Origin of the sequence: Arcanobacterium pluranimalium, assembly GCF_016907845.1 — a bacterium.
GTDB classification, from domain to species: domain Bacteria; phylum Actinomycetota; class Actinomycetes; order Actinomycetales; family Actinomycetaceae; genus Arcanobacterium_A; species Arcanobacterium_A pluranimalium.
On the sequence record NZ_JAFBCS010000001.1, the window covers coordinates 876,342 to 892,629 of the forward strand.

The 16,288-nt window shown below is 53.3% G+C and carries 14 protein-coding genes and 3 tRNA genes; 11 read left to right on the top strand and 6 right to left on the bottom strand.

Translation table 11 applies throughout. The annotated features are described in order from the left end of the window. Positions 1-33: 33 nt before the first annotated feature. From JOD55_RS03645 to JOD55_RS03665, 5 genes are read right to left on the bottom strand one after another with little or no spacing between them, the layout of a single operon-like run. Positions 34-1,428 (bottom strand): DUF58 domain-containing protein, encoded by a 1,395-nt coding sequence (locus tag JOD55_RS03645; RefSeq protein ID WP_204398754.1) that lies wholly within the window; start codon positions 1,426-1,428, stop codon positions 34-36. Further along, a complete protein-coding gene (locus JOD55_RS03650; RefSeq protein WP_239538960.1) occupies positions 1,428-2,540 on the bottom strand; it encodes an AAA family ATPase in 1,113 nt (370 codons plus the stop codon). Before JOD55_RS03650 ends, JOD55_RS03645 begins: the two co-directional genes overlap by 1 nt. After that, positions 2,521-3,681 (bottom strand): DUF4350 domain-containing protein, encoded by a 1,161-nt coding sequence (locus tag JOD55_RS03655; RefSeq protein WP_204398755.1) that lies wholly within the window; start codon positions 3,679-3,681, stop codon positions 2,521-2,523. Before JOD55_RS03655 ends, JOD55_RS03650 begins: the two co-directional genes overlap by 20 nt. Continuing rightward, positions 3,678-4,343: a DUF4129 domain-containing protein gene (locus JOD55_RS03660; protein ID WP_204398756.1), complete on the bottom strand. Its 666-nt coding sequence runs from the start codon at positions 4,341-4,343 to the stop codon at positions 3,678-3,680. Before JOD55_RS03660 ends, JOD55_RS03655 begins: the two co-directional genes overlap by 4 nt. Beyond that, positions 4,340-5,599, bottom strand: coding sequence for a glycerophosphoryl diester phosphodiesterase membrane domain-containing protein (locus JOD55_RS03665; RefSeq protein WP_204398757.1), 1,260 nt, complete (start codon positions 5,597-5,599; stop codon positions 4,340-4,342). The genes JOD55_RS03660 and JOD55_RS03665 overlap by 4 nt, the downstream gene beginning before the upstream one ends. A 194-nt stretch (positions 5,600-5,793) precedes the next feature. On the opposite strand from JOD55_RS03665, the gene mtrA reads away from it, so the two are divergent. From mtrA to JOD55_RS03695, 6 genes are all read left to right on the top strand, one after another. Continuing rightward, on the top strand, positions 5,794-6,474 hold the full coding sequence (gene mtrA, locus JOD55_RS03670; protein WP_204398758.1) for an MtrAB system response regulator MtrA: 681 nt from the start codon (positions 5,794-5,796) through the stop codon (positions 6,472-6,474). Continuing rightward, entirely contained in the window at positions 6,471-8,351 is a 1,881-nt protein-coding gene (gene mtrB / locus JOD55_RS03675; protein ID WP_204398759.1) for an MtrAB system histidine kinase MtrB, read from the top strand. The genes mtrA and mtrB overlap by 4 nt, the downstream gene beginning before the upstream one ends. Beyond that, positions 8,341-10,029, top strand: a complete 1,689-nt coding sequence (locus tag JOD55_RS03680; RefSeq protein ID WP_204398760.1) for an LpqB family beta-propeller domain-containing protein — start codon at positions 8,341-8,343, stop codon at positions 10,027-10,029. The genes mtrB and JOD55_RS03680 overlap by 11 nt, the downstream gene beginning before the upstream one ends. A gap of 112 nt (positions 10,030-10,141) precedes the next feature. Continuing rightward, positions 10,142-10,975, top strand: a complete 834-nt coding sequence (locus JOD55_RS03685) for a ComF family protein (RefSeq protein WP_204398761.1) — start codon at positions 10,142-10,144, stop codon at positions 10,973-10,975. A 350-nt stretch (positions 10,976-11,325) separates the two neighbouring features. Then, the gene (hpf, locus tag JOD55_RS03690; RefSeq protein WP_204398762.1) at positions 11,326-11,979 is read left to right on the top strand and encodes a ribosome hibernation-promoting factor, HPF/YfiA family; all 654 of its coding nucleotides are present in this window, start codon (positions 11,326-11,328) and stop codon (positions 11,977-11,979) included. A gap of 166 nt (positions 11,980-12,145) precedes the next feature. Further along, a complete protein-coding gene (locus JOD55_RS03695; RefSeq protein WP_204398763.1) occupies positions 12,146-13,528 on the top strand; it encodes an FAD-dependent oxidoreductase in 1,383 nt (460 codons plus the stop codon). Positions 13,529-13,674: 146 nt separating this feature from the next. Here the strand turns inward: JOD55_RS03695 and JOD55_RS03700 are convergent, their stop codons facing one another. Next, entirely contained in the window at positions 13,675-14,169 is a 495-nt protein-coding gene (locus tag JOD55_RS03700) for a YajQ family cyclic di-GMP-binding protein (protein ID WP_204398764.1), read from the bottom strand. 180 nt (positions 14,170-14,349) lie between these two features. Here JOD55_RS03700 and JOD55_RS03705 point away from each other — a divergent pair. The 5 genes from JOD55_RS03705 (at position 14,350) to JOD55_RS03725 (ending at position 16,224) form a co-directional block, all read left to right on the top strand. Further along, positions 14,350-14,430, top strand: a tRNA-Tyr gene (locus JOD55_RS03705). A gap of 108 nt (positions 14,431-14,538) precedes the next feature. Then, positions 14,539-14,611: transfer RNA gene (locus tag JOD55_RS03710), tRNA-Thr, on the top strand. Between the two features lie 35 nt (positions 14,612-14,646). Beyond that, positions 14,647-14,720: transfer RNA gene (locus JOD55_RS03715), tRNA-Met, on the top strand. 56 nt (positions 14,721-14,776) lie between these two features. After that, positions 14,777-14,947, top strand: a complete 171-nt coding sequence (rpmG, locus tag JOD55_RS09085; protein WP_165496044.1) for a 50S ribosomal protein L33 — start codon at positions 14,777-14,779, stop codon at positions 14,945-14,947. A gap of 101 nt (positions 14,948-15,048) precedes the next feature. After that, a complete protein-coding gene (locus tag JOD55_RS03725) occupies positions 15,049-16,224 on the top strand; it encodes a UDP-N-acetylmuramate dehydrogenase (RefSeq protein ID WP_204398765.1) in 1,176 nt (391 codons plus the stop codon). The last annotated feature ends 64 nt before the right edge of the window (positions 16,225-16,288 follow it).

The following is a 16,288-nucleotide window of genomic DNA, read 5'->3' on the forward strand; positions in this document are numbered from 1 at the left end:
GCCACAGCTAAAACCGCAGTTCAAAGGACTATGCTAGAGTCGCCCCCGAGCTTTGAGATCGATATAGCAGTCAGCAAGCTGCGGCGCGAGTGTTTCGGGCGAGCCTGTAACCACCACGGCTCCAAGCCGTTTCAATTCTTGTAAAATTGCAGCGTTTTCCAATGACGTGCGTGCGCGGCTCGTTTTTTCAAAGATCGTTTCTGGCACGGCATGTGCATCGGACTCATCTGCGTGCACAACGCTATGGGCTGGTAAATGTGCCGAGGCATCGCCATCAATCCGGTGCACGCCTCCAGTTGCACCTGCAATACCTGCACTAGTACTGCTACCTGGATCAGTTCCTTGAGAGATCGTCCCAATGACTACTCGATGACGGCGGGCAATTTGCGGCAGCACGTCGAATAATCCATCGGAAATCGTGCTCAATCCAGTAGAAGTGAGCACTACGATCAAGGCACTTTGATGCGTCAAAGAGTCGATGGTCTGCTTGCCGAGCGTCCAATCAGTAGCGTGGAGAGTCGGCTCAACATCGGCCAGCGACTGTGCAAAATGGTTGATAATATTTGCACTATCACGTGCAGAAACACGTGCGTGTACGGCGTTGTCGAGAGCAAATAGACTCACGCGATCACCTGCGCGAGCTGCAAGTGCACTCAAGAGTAGTGAACTTTCGATGAACGTATCGAAAGCGGGATAATCGCCGTATCGCATCGCTCCAGCTCGTCCACTATCGAGCACAATCACGATTCGTCGATCGCGTTCGGGGCGCCAGGTGCGCACAACCGTGTGACCCAGGCGAGCTGAGGAACGCCAGTCAATGGCGCGAACGTCGTCGCCTGCCACATACTCGCGCAGCGAATCGAATTCCGTGCCTTGGCCACGCACGAGCAGTAGCGCCCGTCCCTCAATTTCGCGCAGTCGAACTAAGCGTGATGGCAGGTGTTTGCGAGCAGTGAAAGGTGGCAGCACGCGCAAATCCCACTGGCTCATAAAGCCTTTTTGCCTGCCCGCCAAACCGAGCGGGCCAATCGTGCGAATTGTGACGTGCTCAGATTTCACAGTGCCGCGTCGCTGCGGGGTAAAAGTTGATTCAACGATCTGCTTTTCCAATGGTGCGAGTGCAAAGCTGTGCATTGCCGGCGAAAGTCCAGCTGACGGCGGCCAAGCATTGCGAATATAACCGCGGATTCTGCTTCGGTAGCCATTGCTCAAGATGAGTCGCTCAGTGCAGGATTCGCCAGTCTTGGTGGACTCATTCGCTTCACGTTCAACGAGGAGCGCCTTGGGTGGCGGAGCGAACAGCACGTCGGCCAAACACAGCACAAGCAGCAACCCATGAAAGAGAAGCAACACATTCACGCTACTGGTCAAAAGAGCGATCAGTATTCCAAAGAGCGAGGCATACCAAGCCGTAGAGCGAATATACATCAGCGCGGCACCGGAACCGTGTTGAGGATCGTCGACACAACTTGCACAGCGTTGAGACCGTCGAGTTCGGCGTCAGCATGCAGGGCGATTCGATGAGAGAGAGTTGGAATCGCAAGTGCTTTGACGTCGTCGGGAGTGACGAACATGCGGCCATTCAACCAAGCCCAAGCGCGGGCTACCGCCAAAAGCGCGGTCGCACCACGTGGCGAAACGCCAAGATTGATGGCCGGAGATTCGCGCGTTGCTCGCACCAAATCTACGATGTAATCGATGATTGCCGGGTGCACTTCAACTGCGCGCACCTGCTTGCGAGCCGCGAGCACGTCGTCGATACTTGCCACGGCCTTAATACCAGCTGAAGCAATATTCGCCGGATCGAAATTATGGGCGTGACGATTGAGCATCTCCACTTCCACAGCACGTGGTGGAAGCGGCATCACCACTTTGAGTAGGAAGCGGTCAAGTTGTGCTTCTGGCAGGGAATAAGTGCCCTCGTATTCGACTGGGTTTTGTGTGGCGACGACGGTAAATGGCGTCGGGAGTGCGCGCGGCTCGCCGTCCACCGTGACTTGATGCTCGGCCATTGCTTCCAAGAGCGCTGCTTGCGTCTTGGGTGGAGTGCGGTTTACTTCGTCTGCCAGCAAAATATTGGTAAACACCGGGCCTGGGCGGAAAATGAACTCACCCGACTGGCTCGAATAGATCAAGGATCCGGTAAGGTCGCCTGGCATGAGATCTGGTGTGAACTGGATGCGTTTGTTGTCAAAGGCGAGTGCGGTAGACAGTGCTTTCACAAGTAGCGTTTTAGCGGTTCCCGGTACGCCTTCAAGGAGCACGTGACCATCAGCGAGCAGGGCAATCAAGATTGCTGAGACGGCTTCTTCTTGGCCAACTACTGCCTTTCCGATCTCGGCGCGCAAGGCAGAAAACTTCTGAGCAAGCTCGCCATTTGGGGCTGGGGCTGGGGCAGGGGCAGTGGTCTGCGCAGCTGCGGAGTCGTTTGTGGTATGAGCGTTCATGTTTGTGGTGTTAGCGTCCATATGAATCGTGGGTTCTCCTGGTTTTTCATTATTGGGCTGCATAGCTGGGGGTTCAGGCAGATGGTCGGTCATGTGAGATTTCCTTTGTCAATTCATTGAGATCGGCGCTCAAGCGCTGTAAGTCTCGTTCCGAACGGACTTCTCTGGTGTAGAGCAGGTCTGAAAGTTGTGGCGGGCTCAGGCGCGATGCCGTAGCGAAAGCACTGACGACGTCGTCGCGAGAGGAATACCGGTGCAAACCGTAACGTGATGCTGCTGCTTGAATCGTTGCAGCTCGCAAGATCGAAGCAGCATACGGATAGTCTTTTCCGCGGGCGTAGAGACGCGCGCGTCCGGCCTGAGTTTCCCCAAAAGGTACGACGACGGGCATGGATTCTGGCACGAGCTTTCCGAAGCGTCGCAGTCGAGTGACGACGAGCCACAATCCGCTCAGCAGTGCAGCAATGGAGGTGTAGATAAGCCAATCGGGGAGCGCAGTTGTGTCTTTTTCCTGCGCACCAATAGTAAAGTCGGTGTAGCCTTCGATCCAGAAGAGTTTGGGTTGAGAACCGAGAATGTGCATTGCAAACGCAGCATTCCCACGTTCGGCTAGGTACTTATTAGTGAAAATATCTGGGGCGCCGAAGAACGAAATCTTAGGATTGGAAGCTGATGTTGCCCAGACTGCTTCGTTACCTAACAAGAAACAAGAATGTGCAGGTGGATTACTGAGTCCTGCGGAGGTTGGTCCGATTTCGTCGGCAATCTTCGCAGCTGGATTCTCGCAGTCTGCTACCACACTGCGTGAGGAGCGCAGACCGATGCTGCCGTTGAATCCCCAAGCTTCGAGATCAATAAAATCGGTGTTGCCAACTACGATAATGCGAGCATCAGCATCAACCATCGTCGCAATGTCTTCGTCGCTCATCGACGTCGGGCTGGTGACTAGTACCGTCGTGCGGGAATCGACGTCGCGCAACTGCTCGGGACTCGTTACATGTACGACCTCAACGCCCTCGTTTTTGAGCAGAGTCGCTAGTGCTGCTGAGCCTTTCTCCATATATGAGTCAGGAGAGTAAGGGCGATTATCTTTTGCGGAAGTGAGCAGCATATTTGCAATAAAAGCAACTAGCATTACAACAACGAGGACCGTGACGAGCAGGCGCCGAGCCTTATGCTCGGATCGCGAGCGGATTTTAGTGGTGCTGGTGTTAAGTGTGCTTTGGATACTCATCGCGCCACCAACTCCGTGCGAATTTGCGAATCTTTGTGCACGGGAAGTGCAGTGACTAGCTCCATGACCCGATACGACAACGCTATTGCGTCATTCGTTGCAGCGAAGTCGGCATAGTAGACTTTGTTAAACCACTGGGCGTTTTCAAAGAATAACTGCTGATGGTCGAGGATGGCGCTCGCGTCACGTGCAGCTTCGCTTGCAGTCATTCCAGGTTTAATGCGTAGGTAGCGTTTTTCTTCCAGATGTCGAATGACTCCGCGGAAGCGTTCGACGACGGCGAGGTTGAGGTCGCGATTTTGGAGCGCGGCGTCGGCAGCTGCAAAGAGCTGAGCTGAGGAGCGTTCGTCGTCGAAAAGCGCACGCTGGCTTTGGTGCGCTGTGAGGGTGCCGGCTGCCTTAATACGTGAACGGCGGATATAGCGAATCACAAGGAAGATAACCGCTGCTAGCAGAATTGAAATCAGCCCTAGTATTAAGAAATCTGATATCTGCAAACCATTAGTACCATCAGAAAGAGTCCGGGAAAATATCTTGTTTAACCAGTTGAGAAACTCTTGAATGAGCGACTCTCCACTGTTGTACTTGGTCTTTGCAAGTTCTTCTTCAGCGAGCTTTCTCGCCGTCTCGGCATCAGGTACAGCCGGCACCTCAAAAATCATCGACCAGTTGCTTCCATCAATAGTTGCTGGTGGAAGTTCTCGCGGCGGAACCTCATATTCACATACACGGTATTAGTCAATGCCAAGGTGAAAGGAACAATCACTGCCGAATTAATCACGATAGAAATGATAGACGATAATATCTGCGAGATCGTGGAGCCGTTGGATTGTGCGCCACTGATGCCAAACAGAGCAAAGACGATCACTGAAATAATAGTCATCGCGATGCCCAAGAAGATCGTGACTGCCACCAGACCGAGAATGTGCCAAAACGCGCCGCGAGTGAGATTCCATGAGCGGGCGATTGCTTTGAACGGCCCGATGTCCTCAATAACGATGGCTGGGGATGTGAGCATTAATCGGATTGAGAATGAAAGTGCAATTAATGCGAATACGATGAATGCTACGATCATCGCAACAATAACACCAGGTGCGAGGTCAGGTGAAGGCCGGACGGTGGCATCAACAATCACGCCAAAAGCAATGGCGTAGACGATAAATGCTACAACGAATATGATTCCGAGGACTATTGATACAACGAGCATGCGGAAGAATGCTCGCCAGAATTTATAGCCAGCGAGTTTGAAAGTCTCACCTAAAGTGAGCTTCTTACCGCGCACCGAAGCGAGTGAAACTCGTGCACCCGTAATAGTCACAATCGAGGTCTCCAAAAGCGCAAGGAAACCTCCAATAGCCAAGGTGATAAACAGCACGGAGGTTATGATGCGCATATTGGCTTGGGTGGATCTACTTTGGAAGCTAATATTGTTGAGCTCATGGAAAATCGTTGTTTCTCCCAAGCCGGCAAAGATCAAACCGCCCAAAACTGAGAATACAAAACCCAGAATTACCGGGAACACGATAAAAGCTACTGGGTTAAATTTGATGAGACGAAATACTGCATCAAGTGTTTCGCCCACATTTAGCGGGTGCAGCGGAATGACTGTTCTCCACCCTGAAGAAAACTGCGTTGCACGGGCATCGGCTACGCCAAACTGGCCTTTTTGTTCATACCCTGTGCTGTTCCCCTGATTGCTGTATTGCCCTTGATTACTGTATTGGGAGCCGAATGAGGGGTATTGTGCTGGTGCGTTTGTGCCGGCTGCCGGCATTGCGCTTCCGGCTACGGGCGTTGTACCTTCACCAGTAGGCGTCACATTTTCCGCCGCAGAGCTGGAATAACTCGGCTGCCACGACGTGGGTGAGTGGTCGTCTGAGCCGCCATTGGCTGGGACGTCGTTGGCATTTTCGTTCATGTTTTCTCCTAAGTGTTTAGAACTCACTATTTATTTTAACGTAAGCCTCCGACAGTTTTTGTGTCCGCATGTATGTAAAACTGACATATCGTATAAACATTTTAGAAGCTGGTAGTAGCAGGTGTGGTACATGTGATACAAGAATAAATCCGCAGTACGTGATTTTTTTTCGCTGATCATGAGAACATAGAGATATGAACGCGCGAATTCTTGTTGTTGATGACGATCCTGGCATCTCCGAAATGGTGGCCATCCTCCTCGAATCTGAAGGATATGACGTTACGGTCTGTGCCAATGGTCTGAATGTTTTGCCGCTGTTCCGAGCCGAACGCCCGGAACTTGTTTTGCTTGACGTTATGTTGCCTGGTCTGGACGGCGTCTCGGTGTGCCATCAGCTACGGGAAGAATCTGATGTTCCAATCATTATGATGAGCGCCAAAACGGATTCGGTCGATGTGATTGCAGGTCTTGAAGCCGGTGCAGACGATTACGTCACCAAACCTTTCGATAACTCAATCCTGCTCGCACGTGTTAAAGCGCGCCTGCGACGTCAAGAGCCGGAGTCGGAAGTGATCACCGTGGCAGATCTTTCGATTGATCTCACTGCTCACGAAGTAAAACGCGGCGAGGAGATTTTGCATCTTACCCCGCTCGAATTCGAACTTCTCACAGTTCTCGCACGCAAGCCCTTCCAGGTATTTTCACGAGATGAACTGCTCGAGATCGTGTGGGGCTACCGCCATTCAGCCGATACCCGCCTCGTGAACGTTCACATTCAACGCCTGCGCGCCAAGGTCGAGAAAGACCCGGAGAACCCCGAAGTAGTACTCACGGTTCGCGGCGTCGGATATAGGGCTGGAGCTGGCCGGGAGTGACCGAGTCGCTTCGTGAACAATCCGAATCTACTCAAGATGCGAGTAATGGTTACCGCATTTTTGAGCGCCTTTCCCATACGATTGATCAACTGCAAATTGCCTGGGCTTCTTCGCTGCGTGTACGGCTCATTGTGTTCATTTTGGTGGGCGGAATCGTCAGTGTTGGCGTGACGTCAATCGTCATCACCACTCAGATCCGTTCGGCAGTGTTCAATCAGGCTGCGCAGTCGAGTATCAAGCAGTTTACAAGCGAAGCGGGGATCGCCCAGGAACGTTTTTCGGCTTCAGCTTCTCCAACGACGGGGCAAGCGCAGCAAGTCGCCAACCAGCTCGTTTCATCGATGTACGATCCATCGCGCGGACTCATCGGTGCGGTGTTATTGCGCACCGCTGATCAGACTCCCACGTCCGCGCAGATCATCGAACCGGCTACGGCCTCGGCTACGAAAGTGCGTTTGTTAATCTCGCGCGATCTGCGCAGCGAAGTGAGCCGCACGGGAAGAATTGCATGGCAGTCAGTTGCCGTGCCGCGCGATGGAAGCAGCGATATTCCCGCCATTGTTATTGGCACCTCGATTCAGATCCCAAATTCGGGCAGTTACGAACTTTATGCGGTCTATTCTTTAGAGAGCCAGCAAGAGCTGCTCTCCACCACAAATAAAGTGCTCGCCATCGCGGCAATTGCCATGTTGGCAATGGTCCTGTTCTTTACAGCGCTGGTGCTGCGTATGCTTTTGCGCCCGATTCAAGAAGTGTCGAAAAATGCTCGCCAGCTTTCTGAGGGCGAATTTGACACGCGCATGAAAGTCAAGGGTACGGACGAATTCGCTGATCTGGCACTATCTTTCAACCAAATGGCGTCCTCGCTGGAACACCAGTTCACTCGCCTTGAACGCATGTCTGAGTTGCAGACTAACTTCGTTTCCGCCGTCTCCCATGAGCTGCGCTCGCCAGTGACCACGATTCGTATGGCAGGACAGTTGATCTACGACAAGCGCGATGAGCTGTCTAGTTCTTTGAAGCGCAGCGCCGAGTTGCAGCATGCGCAGCTGATCAATTTGGATTCGATGCTCACCGATCTCCTGGAGATTTCTAGGTACGACGCCGGTGCCATGACGCTCGCAACTGAGCCAACGGATTTGCGCGACGTCGTTAACCACGTTATTGACATCGCCCAACCTCTGGCGCACGACAATAACGTCGACGTCATTTTCACTGCCGACGGCGAAACGGTCGCTGAAGTAGAGGCGCGTCGAGTGGAGCGTATCGTGCGCAACCTGGTCGTTAACGCGCTCGAGCACGCCGAAGGGGCACCGATTTCTGTGCACGTACAAGGGGGCGAAACTGCGGTTGCGGTTGCCGTCGTCGATCACGGCGTGGGCTTAACGCAAGAGCAGGCGATACATGTTTTTGATCGCTTTTGGCGTGCGGATAGTTCGCGCGTCCGTAAGACCGGCGGAACTGGGCTTGGGTTGACGATTGCACGTGAGGACGCGCTCTTGCACGGTGGCTTGCTGGAAGCTGCCGGTGAGCTGGGCGTCGGGTCAATGTTCTTATTGACTCTTCCGAAAACTCCAGGTCAGACGTTTATCAAACCTATTGAATTGCGGGCTCCGGAACCGGTGCAGGTTCTCCCAGCTGAGGTGATTGACCCCGGTGTGGATGATCTGGGCGTTGACGATCTGGCAGTTTTCGACGTCTCTGCACTGCAAACGTCGGTGCCTGCTCAACTGTCCGCGGGAAGCGAGCCTTTAGCGCTACCGTTGTCGGCGTCGTCGCCAGACGTCGTCTCGTCACCGGACGTTGCGGCGTCACGGGATGTTGCGTCGTCGCCAGAATCCTCAGTGAAACGAAGCGAGAATGCGCATGAATCGTAAGTTCATTGGGGTTATTGCGTTGCTCGCGGTCGTTTTGAGCGCGTGTACAGGAAGTTTGCCTACCAGCGGTGGAGTCAATATCGTCGAAGACGCCGTTCGCCCTGGTGGCAGCATTATCCTCGACCCGAAAGGGCCAACACCTGGTGCATCACCTGAGGAATTGGTGGAAGGATTTTTGCGTGCCTCCTCGGTTGGAAATTCTGATGACTTCGTCGTCGCCCGGCAATACCTGACTCCGGAAGCCGCTGCCCGATGGAATCCGATGAGCTCGGTTCGGGTCTATCCCGATAGTGAGAGCAGGGATTATTCGAGCACAGCTACCGATGCGATTCGCGTTTCGGTTGGCGCGCTCGGTTCTCTGGACGCTGAGGGGCACTATACGTCGTCGCCGGTAGATGCGATTATTTCGAATGAATTCACGTTGATGCGCAACAAGGAGGGGGAGTGGCGAATTGCTGTTCTTGACGATGGTATTTCGATGCCCGAATCGCTATTCACCTCTTTGTACGTTAAAGCTCCCCTGTATTTCTTGACGCCGAATAACATCGCCTTGGTTCCAGACCTGCGATGGTATCCGCGCCAACAGGTTGTTTCCTCGCTTGTGAAAGGTCTGGTTAAGGGGCCATCGCCGTGGCTGGCTCCCGCTGTACACAGTGCTATCCCTGTTGATTTAAGTGCGGATAACGCTGTGGTTTCGGTTGATGATTCGATTGCGCGCATTGAGCTATCGGCGTCGGTAGCTTCGCTGTCTGAAGGGCAGCGCGCTCTTATTGAGACTCAGTTTTTCCGCACTTTGACGGCTACTGGTTTGGTTCAGCAAGTGGAGTTGACCTCTGGTGGTTCGAGCTTGGCCGTGGGATCGCGACTCGATTTGCCTGCATATCCTTTCGCTGCTGCGCCACTGACGGCGTTAGTTGATGGACTTCCTGCGCAGATTGTGGATGGCAAGCCACGTTTGCTCAGCCAATCGGATGCTTTGCGGGGAATGGGGCTAAATCATTTGGCCGTTGCATACTCTGATCAGGTGCAATACGCTGCTGCGTTGTCCAATAACGACACTCAGCTGCAGAGTCTGGATTTTGCTCGGAATCGAGTCACGCAATTAACTTCTGGCCAGCAGCTCATTCCTCCGAGTTACGACACTTATTCGTGGGTATGGACGGGTGAAGCCGATTCTCGCGGAGATCTCCTCGCTTTTAATACGAACACGGGAGCTTCGGTTAAGCTGCATTTGGAAGAAGTGGATAGTTCGAAGATCCGTTTGATTAATGTTTCGCGTGAGGGCACGCGCATGATCATTGTTTATGATCGCGACGGCGTTAACCTCGCTTCCGTCGTCTCCATCGCGCGAGATATGTCTGGCGTTCCTACCGGTTTTGGCGAACCGATTCACGTGGTGCAACGTTTGAAAGACATCGTCGATGTGGCATGGATTAGCGAGCTAAAGTTCGCGGTTCTGGCCAAAGGTGTTGACCAGGCGACGCACGGTTTGTATATCGCTGAAGTGGGTGGCCCCTCTGCTCATGTGACGGCGATTGATGGTGCGGTGGAGCTGACGGCGGGTCGCGGTCGCGATTCGATTGTGCTTTTAGATCGTTCGGGAACGCTCTACGAATATCTCTCGGGTGTTTGGCGGCTGTTTGCGCAAGGATATAAATCTCCTGCGCTTCCAGGATAAACTCCTTGTGAATCTCCTTTTGCTGCTTTCCACAGTCTGGCGAAGTGGGCAGCGCCTCCACAGGTTTTGAATCTTTGCTCCGGTAGCTTTTGTAATAGCCCAGACTAGATCTATGAATTCTACACTGATGAATTGCAGCGTCTTCACAGATTTTATGTACGCCGTATTCAACATGATTTACCCGCAATACTGCGCTGCCTGTGGCACATGGGATACGCCGCTGTGTGAGCGCTGCATGCGCGATATGACGGCGCAGTGGCGGCGTGCTGATGTCAGTACGCCTTTCTTACAGCAGGTGGATCCGCAAGGAGGCGCGGACGTGAGTCTGTTTCCTATATGGTGTCCGCTCAGTTATCGAGGTTCGCCTGCGCGTGCGATTGTGGCCTGGAAGAATACGCAGTCCTCAGGGCTTTCGCACGCTATGCGCGCTGTGTGGCTGTTGAGTCTGCGCAGTCTAATAAGACGCAGTAGTGTGCACGATATTTTCCCTGCTCTGGATATGCGCCGATACGTGGCTGTAGTGCCGATTCCGTCCCGGTGGCGGCGCAAACACGAGGGGAAAATGATCGTGCTCGATCTAGCGCAAGAAGTGGCAGAAGTTTTGGATTTGCCCTGCCAGGAGGTGCTTAAGAAACGTGGAACCAAGTTGAGGGACGGGCGAGCTGCGGCGTTGCCATGGGCGAACCTTAAGGCTGGTTTTGTCACATTGGCAGGTGTCAAGCGACCGTATTCGGTGGAAACCTTCGGTGGGCGAGCGCGTAAGCGCAATTCGATCAAGGCAACACGGAGTTTGCATGGTTGGGACGTGATTTTGGTAGACGACGTCGTGACCACCGGTGCAACTTTCGACGCAGCGTTTCGCGCAGTGCGGAACGCGGGCGGGCGCGTGATCGGCGGATTTGCGCTCGCGGCGGCAGTAGACCCGCGAATTTCGCCGGTGGCATAAGTCACATATGAGCAAAAAATCGGGTATAGTTGAGTTACTCAAACAATTCGTGACGTGAGCTTTTCTCGTTGGTGTTGATTGCGTAAACGTTGCTTGCGTAAATGCTGGTCGCGAAATATTGGCGGTGATTGAACGTCAGTTTCGCAGAACTAGATATATGCAACTGAGCTGGAAATTTGCAGCCAGGCAGCACGTAGGCAAAAGGCAGGCATGAGGCATCAATGATAGAAAATGGCAGGTCGGAGAAGATAAGGGGGTGATGCTCGCTTTGTTGCTCGCCGGGTTCGGTGAGTTTCCCTTATCCTCGTGGGACAAACCCACATGTTGACAGGCCAAATCAGGAGGTCGCCGTGGAATTTGTAGTAAAAGGTCGAAACGCTGAAGTTTCCGACAAGTTCCGTGCTCATGTAGAAGAAAAGCTGGCAAAGATTGAGTTGTTCGCTCCGCGTGCACAACGAGTAGATGTTGAAGTCACGCATGAACCCAATCCAGCTCAAGCAGAGATTTCGGAGAAGATCGAAATCACCGTGCGTGATAAAGGGCCAGTAGTGCGGGCAGAAGCTGCTGCTTCTGATCGTTATGGCGCCCTTGATCTTGCAACTCAAAAGCTTGTTGAGCAGCTTCGTCGTGCGCACGAACGGCAAAAGAATCACCATAAGGGAAATAACAAATGGGAGCGCGATGGGCACAGCCTTGACATTGAGGCTTTGCTCGCAAGCTTGAAAGCAGAAGAGGAGGAGGCCACTGCCAGGGACGAAACTGTGCCAACTGAGCCCGGTGTCGCAGTGGAGACGCAGCTTGGAGATTCTCCAGTAACGCTTCGCCAGAAACTGTACGAAGCACATCCGATGACCGTAGACCAAGCGGTATACGAGATGGAGTTGGTTGGCCATCCGTTCTACCTGTTCATCGATTCGGAAACCATGCAACCATGTGCAGCCTATCGCCGTCATGGTTGGACGTACGGAATCATTCGGCTCGATGCAACGGTGAACGAAAGTTGATCCTTGAGCTAATCCAATCGTCACAAAGCGAAAGCTAGGACGTTGAGATAACACTTGTGTGGGTGACCAATTTTGACGAATTGGTCACCCACACTTGGCTTATCTATGGGGAAAAGACCTGACCTAGTACGATTTACTCAGACCATAATTCTAGGAAGAGGTTTTTGTGAGTAATCGTCCGCTACAAGTAGCAGTTATCGGCGCAGGTCCAGCTGGAATTTATGCGTCCGATATTTTGTCGAAATCCGATGTTGATGTTCAGATCGATTTATACGAGAGGCTTCCTGCGCCCTACGGACTCGTCCGTTACGGCGTCGCCCCTGATCATCCACGCATTAAGCAGATCATTAAGGCTCTCTACAATGTCTTGCAGCGTGGAGATATTCGGCTGGTTGGCAACGTTGAAATCGGCAAAGACGTAACGTTCGACGAACTTCACGAACACTATGATGCGATCATCATTGCAACTGGCGCTGATCGAGATCGTCCATTCAACGTGCCAGGAGCCGATCTGCCTGAAGTCTATGGAGCAGCTGATTTCGTCTCGTGGTACGACGGACACCCCGATTATCCGCGCACCTGGCCACTTGAAGCTAAAGAAGTTGCGGTTATTGGTGTGGGGAATGTGGCACTTGATGTGGCGCGAATTTTGGCTAAACACCCGCAAGATCTCATGAGCACCGAGATTCCACAAAACGTTGAGGACGGACTGCGTAAATCTCCGGTCACAGATGTACACGTATTTGGTCGTCGTGGGCCGGCTCAAGTGAAATTTACGCCGATGGAATTGCGTGAGTTGGGCGAAGTTCCAGACGTCGACATCATCGTTTACGAGGACGACTACGATTATGATGAGGCCTCCGAAGCGGCAGTTGCCGATTCGAAGATGACTCGCCAAGTGGTCAATATCCTCACCGATTACCTCTTTGAGCAGGAAGAAGAAAAGACTGCTTCGCGCCGTATTCACATTCATATGTTGCAAGAACCGGCAGAGATTCTCGGAACCGAGCATGTTGAAGGAATCCGCATGGCTCGCACGGCACTACAAGGCGATGGATCCGTTGCCCGTACCGGCGAGTTCATCGACTACCCGGTGCAGGCCGTATACCGAGCTGTTGGCTACTTCTCGTCGCCTATTCCAGGTGCGCCATTTGACGACGTGCGCGGTGTCGTGCCTAACGTCGCAGGACGCGTGGTGGACGACGGCGTCGTCGTGAACGGCATGTACGCTACCGGCTGGATCAAGCGAGGTCCGGTGGGACTCATTGGCTCAACGAAATCTGACGCACAGGAGACTATCGGCAACCTGGTAGAGGACTACAAGGCAGGGCTTTTGCACGCCACCACTGAAGAGCTCGGTTGGGAGGCGACTCAGCAGGTGCTAGAGAGTCGCGGAGTGCGTTACACCACCTGGCAGGGCTGGGAGCTGCTTGAGGCTTATGAGAAGTCGCTAGGGGAGCCAGTTGGCCGTGAGCGCATCAAAGTTGTGGAGCGCGAGACGATGACGGCTATTTCCCGTGGTGAGCCACATGATGGGAAACTCTACTGAGTACTAAATGGTGGGTGAATGTCTAACATTCACCCACCAAATTTTTATTGCATTGTGGTCTCGCGCCGTAGCCTCGCTACGTCACCTCGCATCGTGAGATCGTGATGCAAGCCCGTGATCTGGCAATAGAAAGATAATTGCCGCGCTCAGCGGTAGTTGACGAACTGCAAGGCCACGTCGAGTTTGGCGCTTTTGAGCATAGCGATCACGTCTTGAAGTGCGTCGCGCGATTTGGACGATACGCGCACTTCGTCGCCTTGAATTTGGGCTTTAACACCCTTGGGGCCTTCATCACGAATGAGTTTAGTGATTTTCTTCGCGTTTTCTTGGTCGATACCCTCTTTAAGTGCGCCAACCAGCCGGTATTCTTTGCCAGAAGCTTTGGGTTCGCCGTCGCCCACATCAACTTGTTTCAGCGATAAGCCGCGGCGAATAAGCTTCGATTGGAGCACATCCCACACCGCGAGCACGCGCTCAGGGGAGTTTGCGATCATTGTTATAGCTTCGCCGGAAAGTTCTACCGAAGCGCCAACATTCTTGAAATCGTAGCGTTGGCTGATTTCTTTAGCGGCTTGGTTCACGGCATTGTCAACTTCTTGACGGTCGTATTTCGACACGATGTCGAACGATGAATCTGCCATCAATGGCTCCCTTCTTTACGGTATGTGTACAGCTTATCCGGTATTGAACACAAAGGCGTGAGCACGCAAAAAGAGAAATGTGATCAGCGCTGCATTAGCAATCTGCCAAATCGGTTTGACATCCTACCCACCCTAACTGCTAATCTACTGTGACGTGCGAAGAAATATTTCGAGCACATCGGCGGGTTGACCGAGCGGCCAATGGTATCTGACTGTAAATCAGACGCGTAAGCTACGGGGGTTCGAATCCCTCACCCGCCACGGATCGATTTTCGATCTGAAACCAGCCGTGTGGTGATCTGATTCACCGCCAGGTTTGGTTTTCTGGTTGGTGAATTACCGAAGAATTTTGGTAAGCTTTCCAGCGTTGCCCCGATAGCTCAGTCGGCAGAGCATCTCCATGGTAAGGAGAAGGTCAAGGGTTCGATTCCCTTTCGGGGCTCGATTCATTTCTTAAGAAATTAAGTGATGAAGTGAGGCGGGGTAGCTCAGTTGGTCAGAGCGCACGACTCATAATCGTGAGGTCGCGGGTTCAAACCCCGCCCCCGCTACTCTCGACCAAAGAAGCATCCGCTTCTCCAATCAAACCGAACGTGAGGAAATAACCGTGGCTAGCAAGTCTCAAGACGTTCGCCCTAAGATCACCCTCGCCTGCGAGGTTTGCAAGGAGCGAAACTACATCACCAAGAAGAACCGTCGCAATACGCCGGATCGTCTGGAACTGAACAAGTTCTGCCCTCGTTGCAATAAGAACCAGGCACACCGCGAGACCCGTTGATCGGTTCTCAGTTCTTATGGTGAACTTCGCTCTGTAATGAGCACGAAACCTCCGCATCGTCGGAGGTTTTCTTTTTTCTTCGCTATCGTTAAGGTGAAAGCATGACTTGTTCGATTCCTGAACCCACTGAGCCTACTCACGCCCTGCCTGCCGTTCTGACCACCCGGCTCCAGCCCGATGCGCGTCGTCTTGCTGATATGACCACTATCGCTGTGGGCGGTAAGGTGCGCAGTTTTGAAAATCTTAGCTTCGAAGCTGAGATTATCGCGGCGGTCACGGAGGCGGATCGCAGCGGTGAGGAAGTGCTCGTTATTGGCGGGGGTTCGAATATTTTAGCTTCCGACGCCGATTTCCCAGGCGTCGTGGTTCACGACGATCGCGTTTCGATTGAGATTCTCTCCGAAGATTCGTGTGGGGGAGCGCAAATGCGGGTGACGGCTGGAACTCCGTGGGACGCCGTCGTCGTTTTTGCTATTGAACATGGCTGGATGGGTCTAGAGGGTCTTTCGGGCATACCGGGTACTGTGGGGGCTGCCCCGGTGCAAAACATCGGCGCATACGGGCAGGAAGTGGCTGGAACGATTGCGTCGGTGCGCACTTTCGACCGCAAGAGCGGCACGATTCGTACTTTCTTCGCAGCGGATCTCAAATTCGGTTACCGCCACTCGATTCTCAAGGAGTCTTTACTGAGCGGTGAATGGGGTGCGACGCCGCGTTGGATCGTGCTTGACGTGGTGTTTCACCTGCGTAGGGCTACGCTTTCGGAACCAATTCGCTATGCTCAGTTGGCGCAGAAATTGGGTGTCGACGCCGGTGAGCGAGTACCTGCCTCCGACGTGCGCAGTGCAGTGATTGAGTTGCGACGCAGCAAGGGTATGGTGCTGGACGCAGTAGATCGCGATACTTTTTCGCTTGGTTCTTTCTTTACGAATCCGATCCTCTCAGAGGAACAAGCTGCGGCGTTGCCAGACGATGCCCCTAAGTACGGGGTTGGAAAATCGGGTGGCGCTAACCAGATTGGCGCTGCCGCGCCGCAAATTGAGGGTCAGGTGAAGACGTCTGCGGCTTGGCTGATTGATCATGCTGGTTTCAAACCAGGTTTCGGCATGCCAGGGCCTGCTGCTGTGAGCACGAAGCACTCGTTGGCGCTGACCAACCGTGGTGAAGCGAGTGCGTCCGACGTCGTCTCACTGGCTCAAACTATTCGCGACGGCGTTCGCGAGCGTTTCGGCGTCACGCTCGTGCCTGAACCTGTGCTCGTCAACGTGACGATCTGATTGTCCCCAGCTACTCGGCACGTGCCGGATACGGCACCGGATCAGCGACCACATCAGGTGTGGG

What these genes read in the sequence shown, in the direction of transcription:
- JOD55_RS03660 (WP_204398756.1), bottom strand. Translation starts at nt 4,343, where the DNA reads ATGATTTTTGAGGTGCCGGCTGTACCTGATGCCGAGACGGCGAGAAAG.
- JOD55_RS03680 (WP_204398760.1), top strand. Translation starts at nt 8,341, where the DNA reads ATGAATCGTAAGTTCATTGGGGTTATTGCGTTGCTCGCGGTCGTTTTG.
- JOD55_RS03645 (WP_204398754.1), bottom strand. Translation starts at nt 1,428, where the DNA reads ATGTATATTCGCTCTACGGCTTGGTATGCCTCGCTCTTTGGAATACTG.
- mtrA (WP_204398758.1), top strand. Translation starts at nt 5,794, where the DNA reads ATGAACGCGCGAATTCTTGTTGTTGATGACGATCCTGGCATCTCCGAA.
- JOD55_RS03650 (WP_239538960.1), bottom strand. Translation starts at nt 2,540, where the DNA reads ATGACCGACCATCTGCCTGAACCCCCAGCTATGCAGCCCAATAATGAA.
- JOD55_RS03685 (WP_204398761.1), top strand. Translation starts at nt 10,142, where the DNA reads ATGAATTCTACACTGATGAATTGCAGCGTCTTCACAGATTTTATGTAC.
- JOD55_RS03655 (WP_204398755.1), bottom strand. Translation starts at nt 3,681, where the DNA reads ATGAGTATCCAAAGCACACTTAACACCAGCACCACTAAAATCCGCTCG.
- JOD55_RS03700 (WP_204398764.1), bottom strand. Translation starts at nt 14,169, where the DNA reads ATGGCAGATTCATCGTTCGACATCGTGTCGAAATACGACCGTCAAGAA.
- JOD55_RS03665 (WP_204398757.1), bottom strand. Translation starts at nt 5,599, where the DNA reads ATGAACGAAAATGCCAACGACGTCCCAGCCAATGGCGGCTCAGACGAC.
- JOD55_RS03725 (WP_204398765.1), top strand. Translation starts at nt 15,049, where the DNA reads ATGACTTGTTCGATTCCTGAACCCACTGAGCCTACTCACGCCCTGCCT.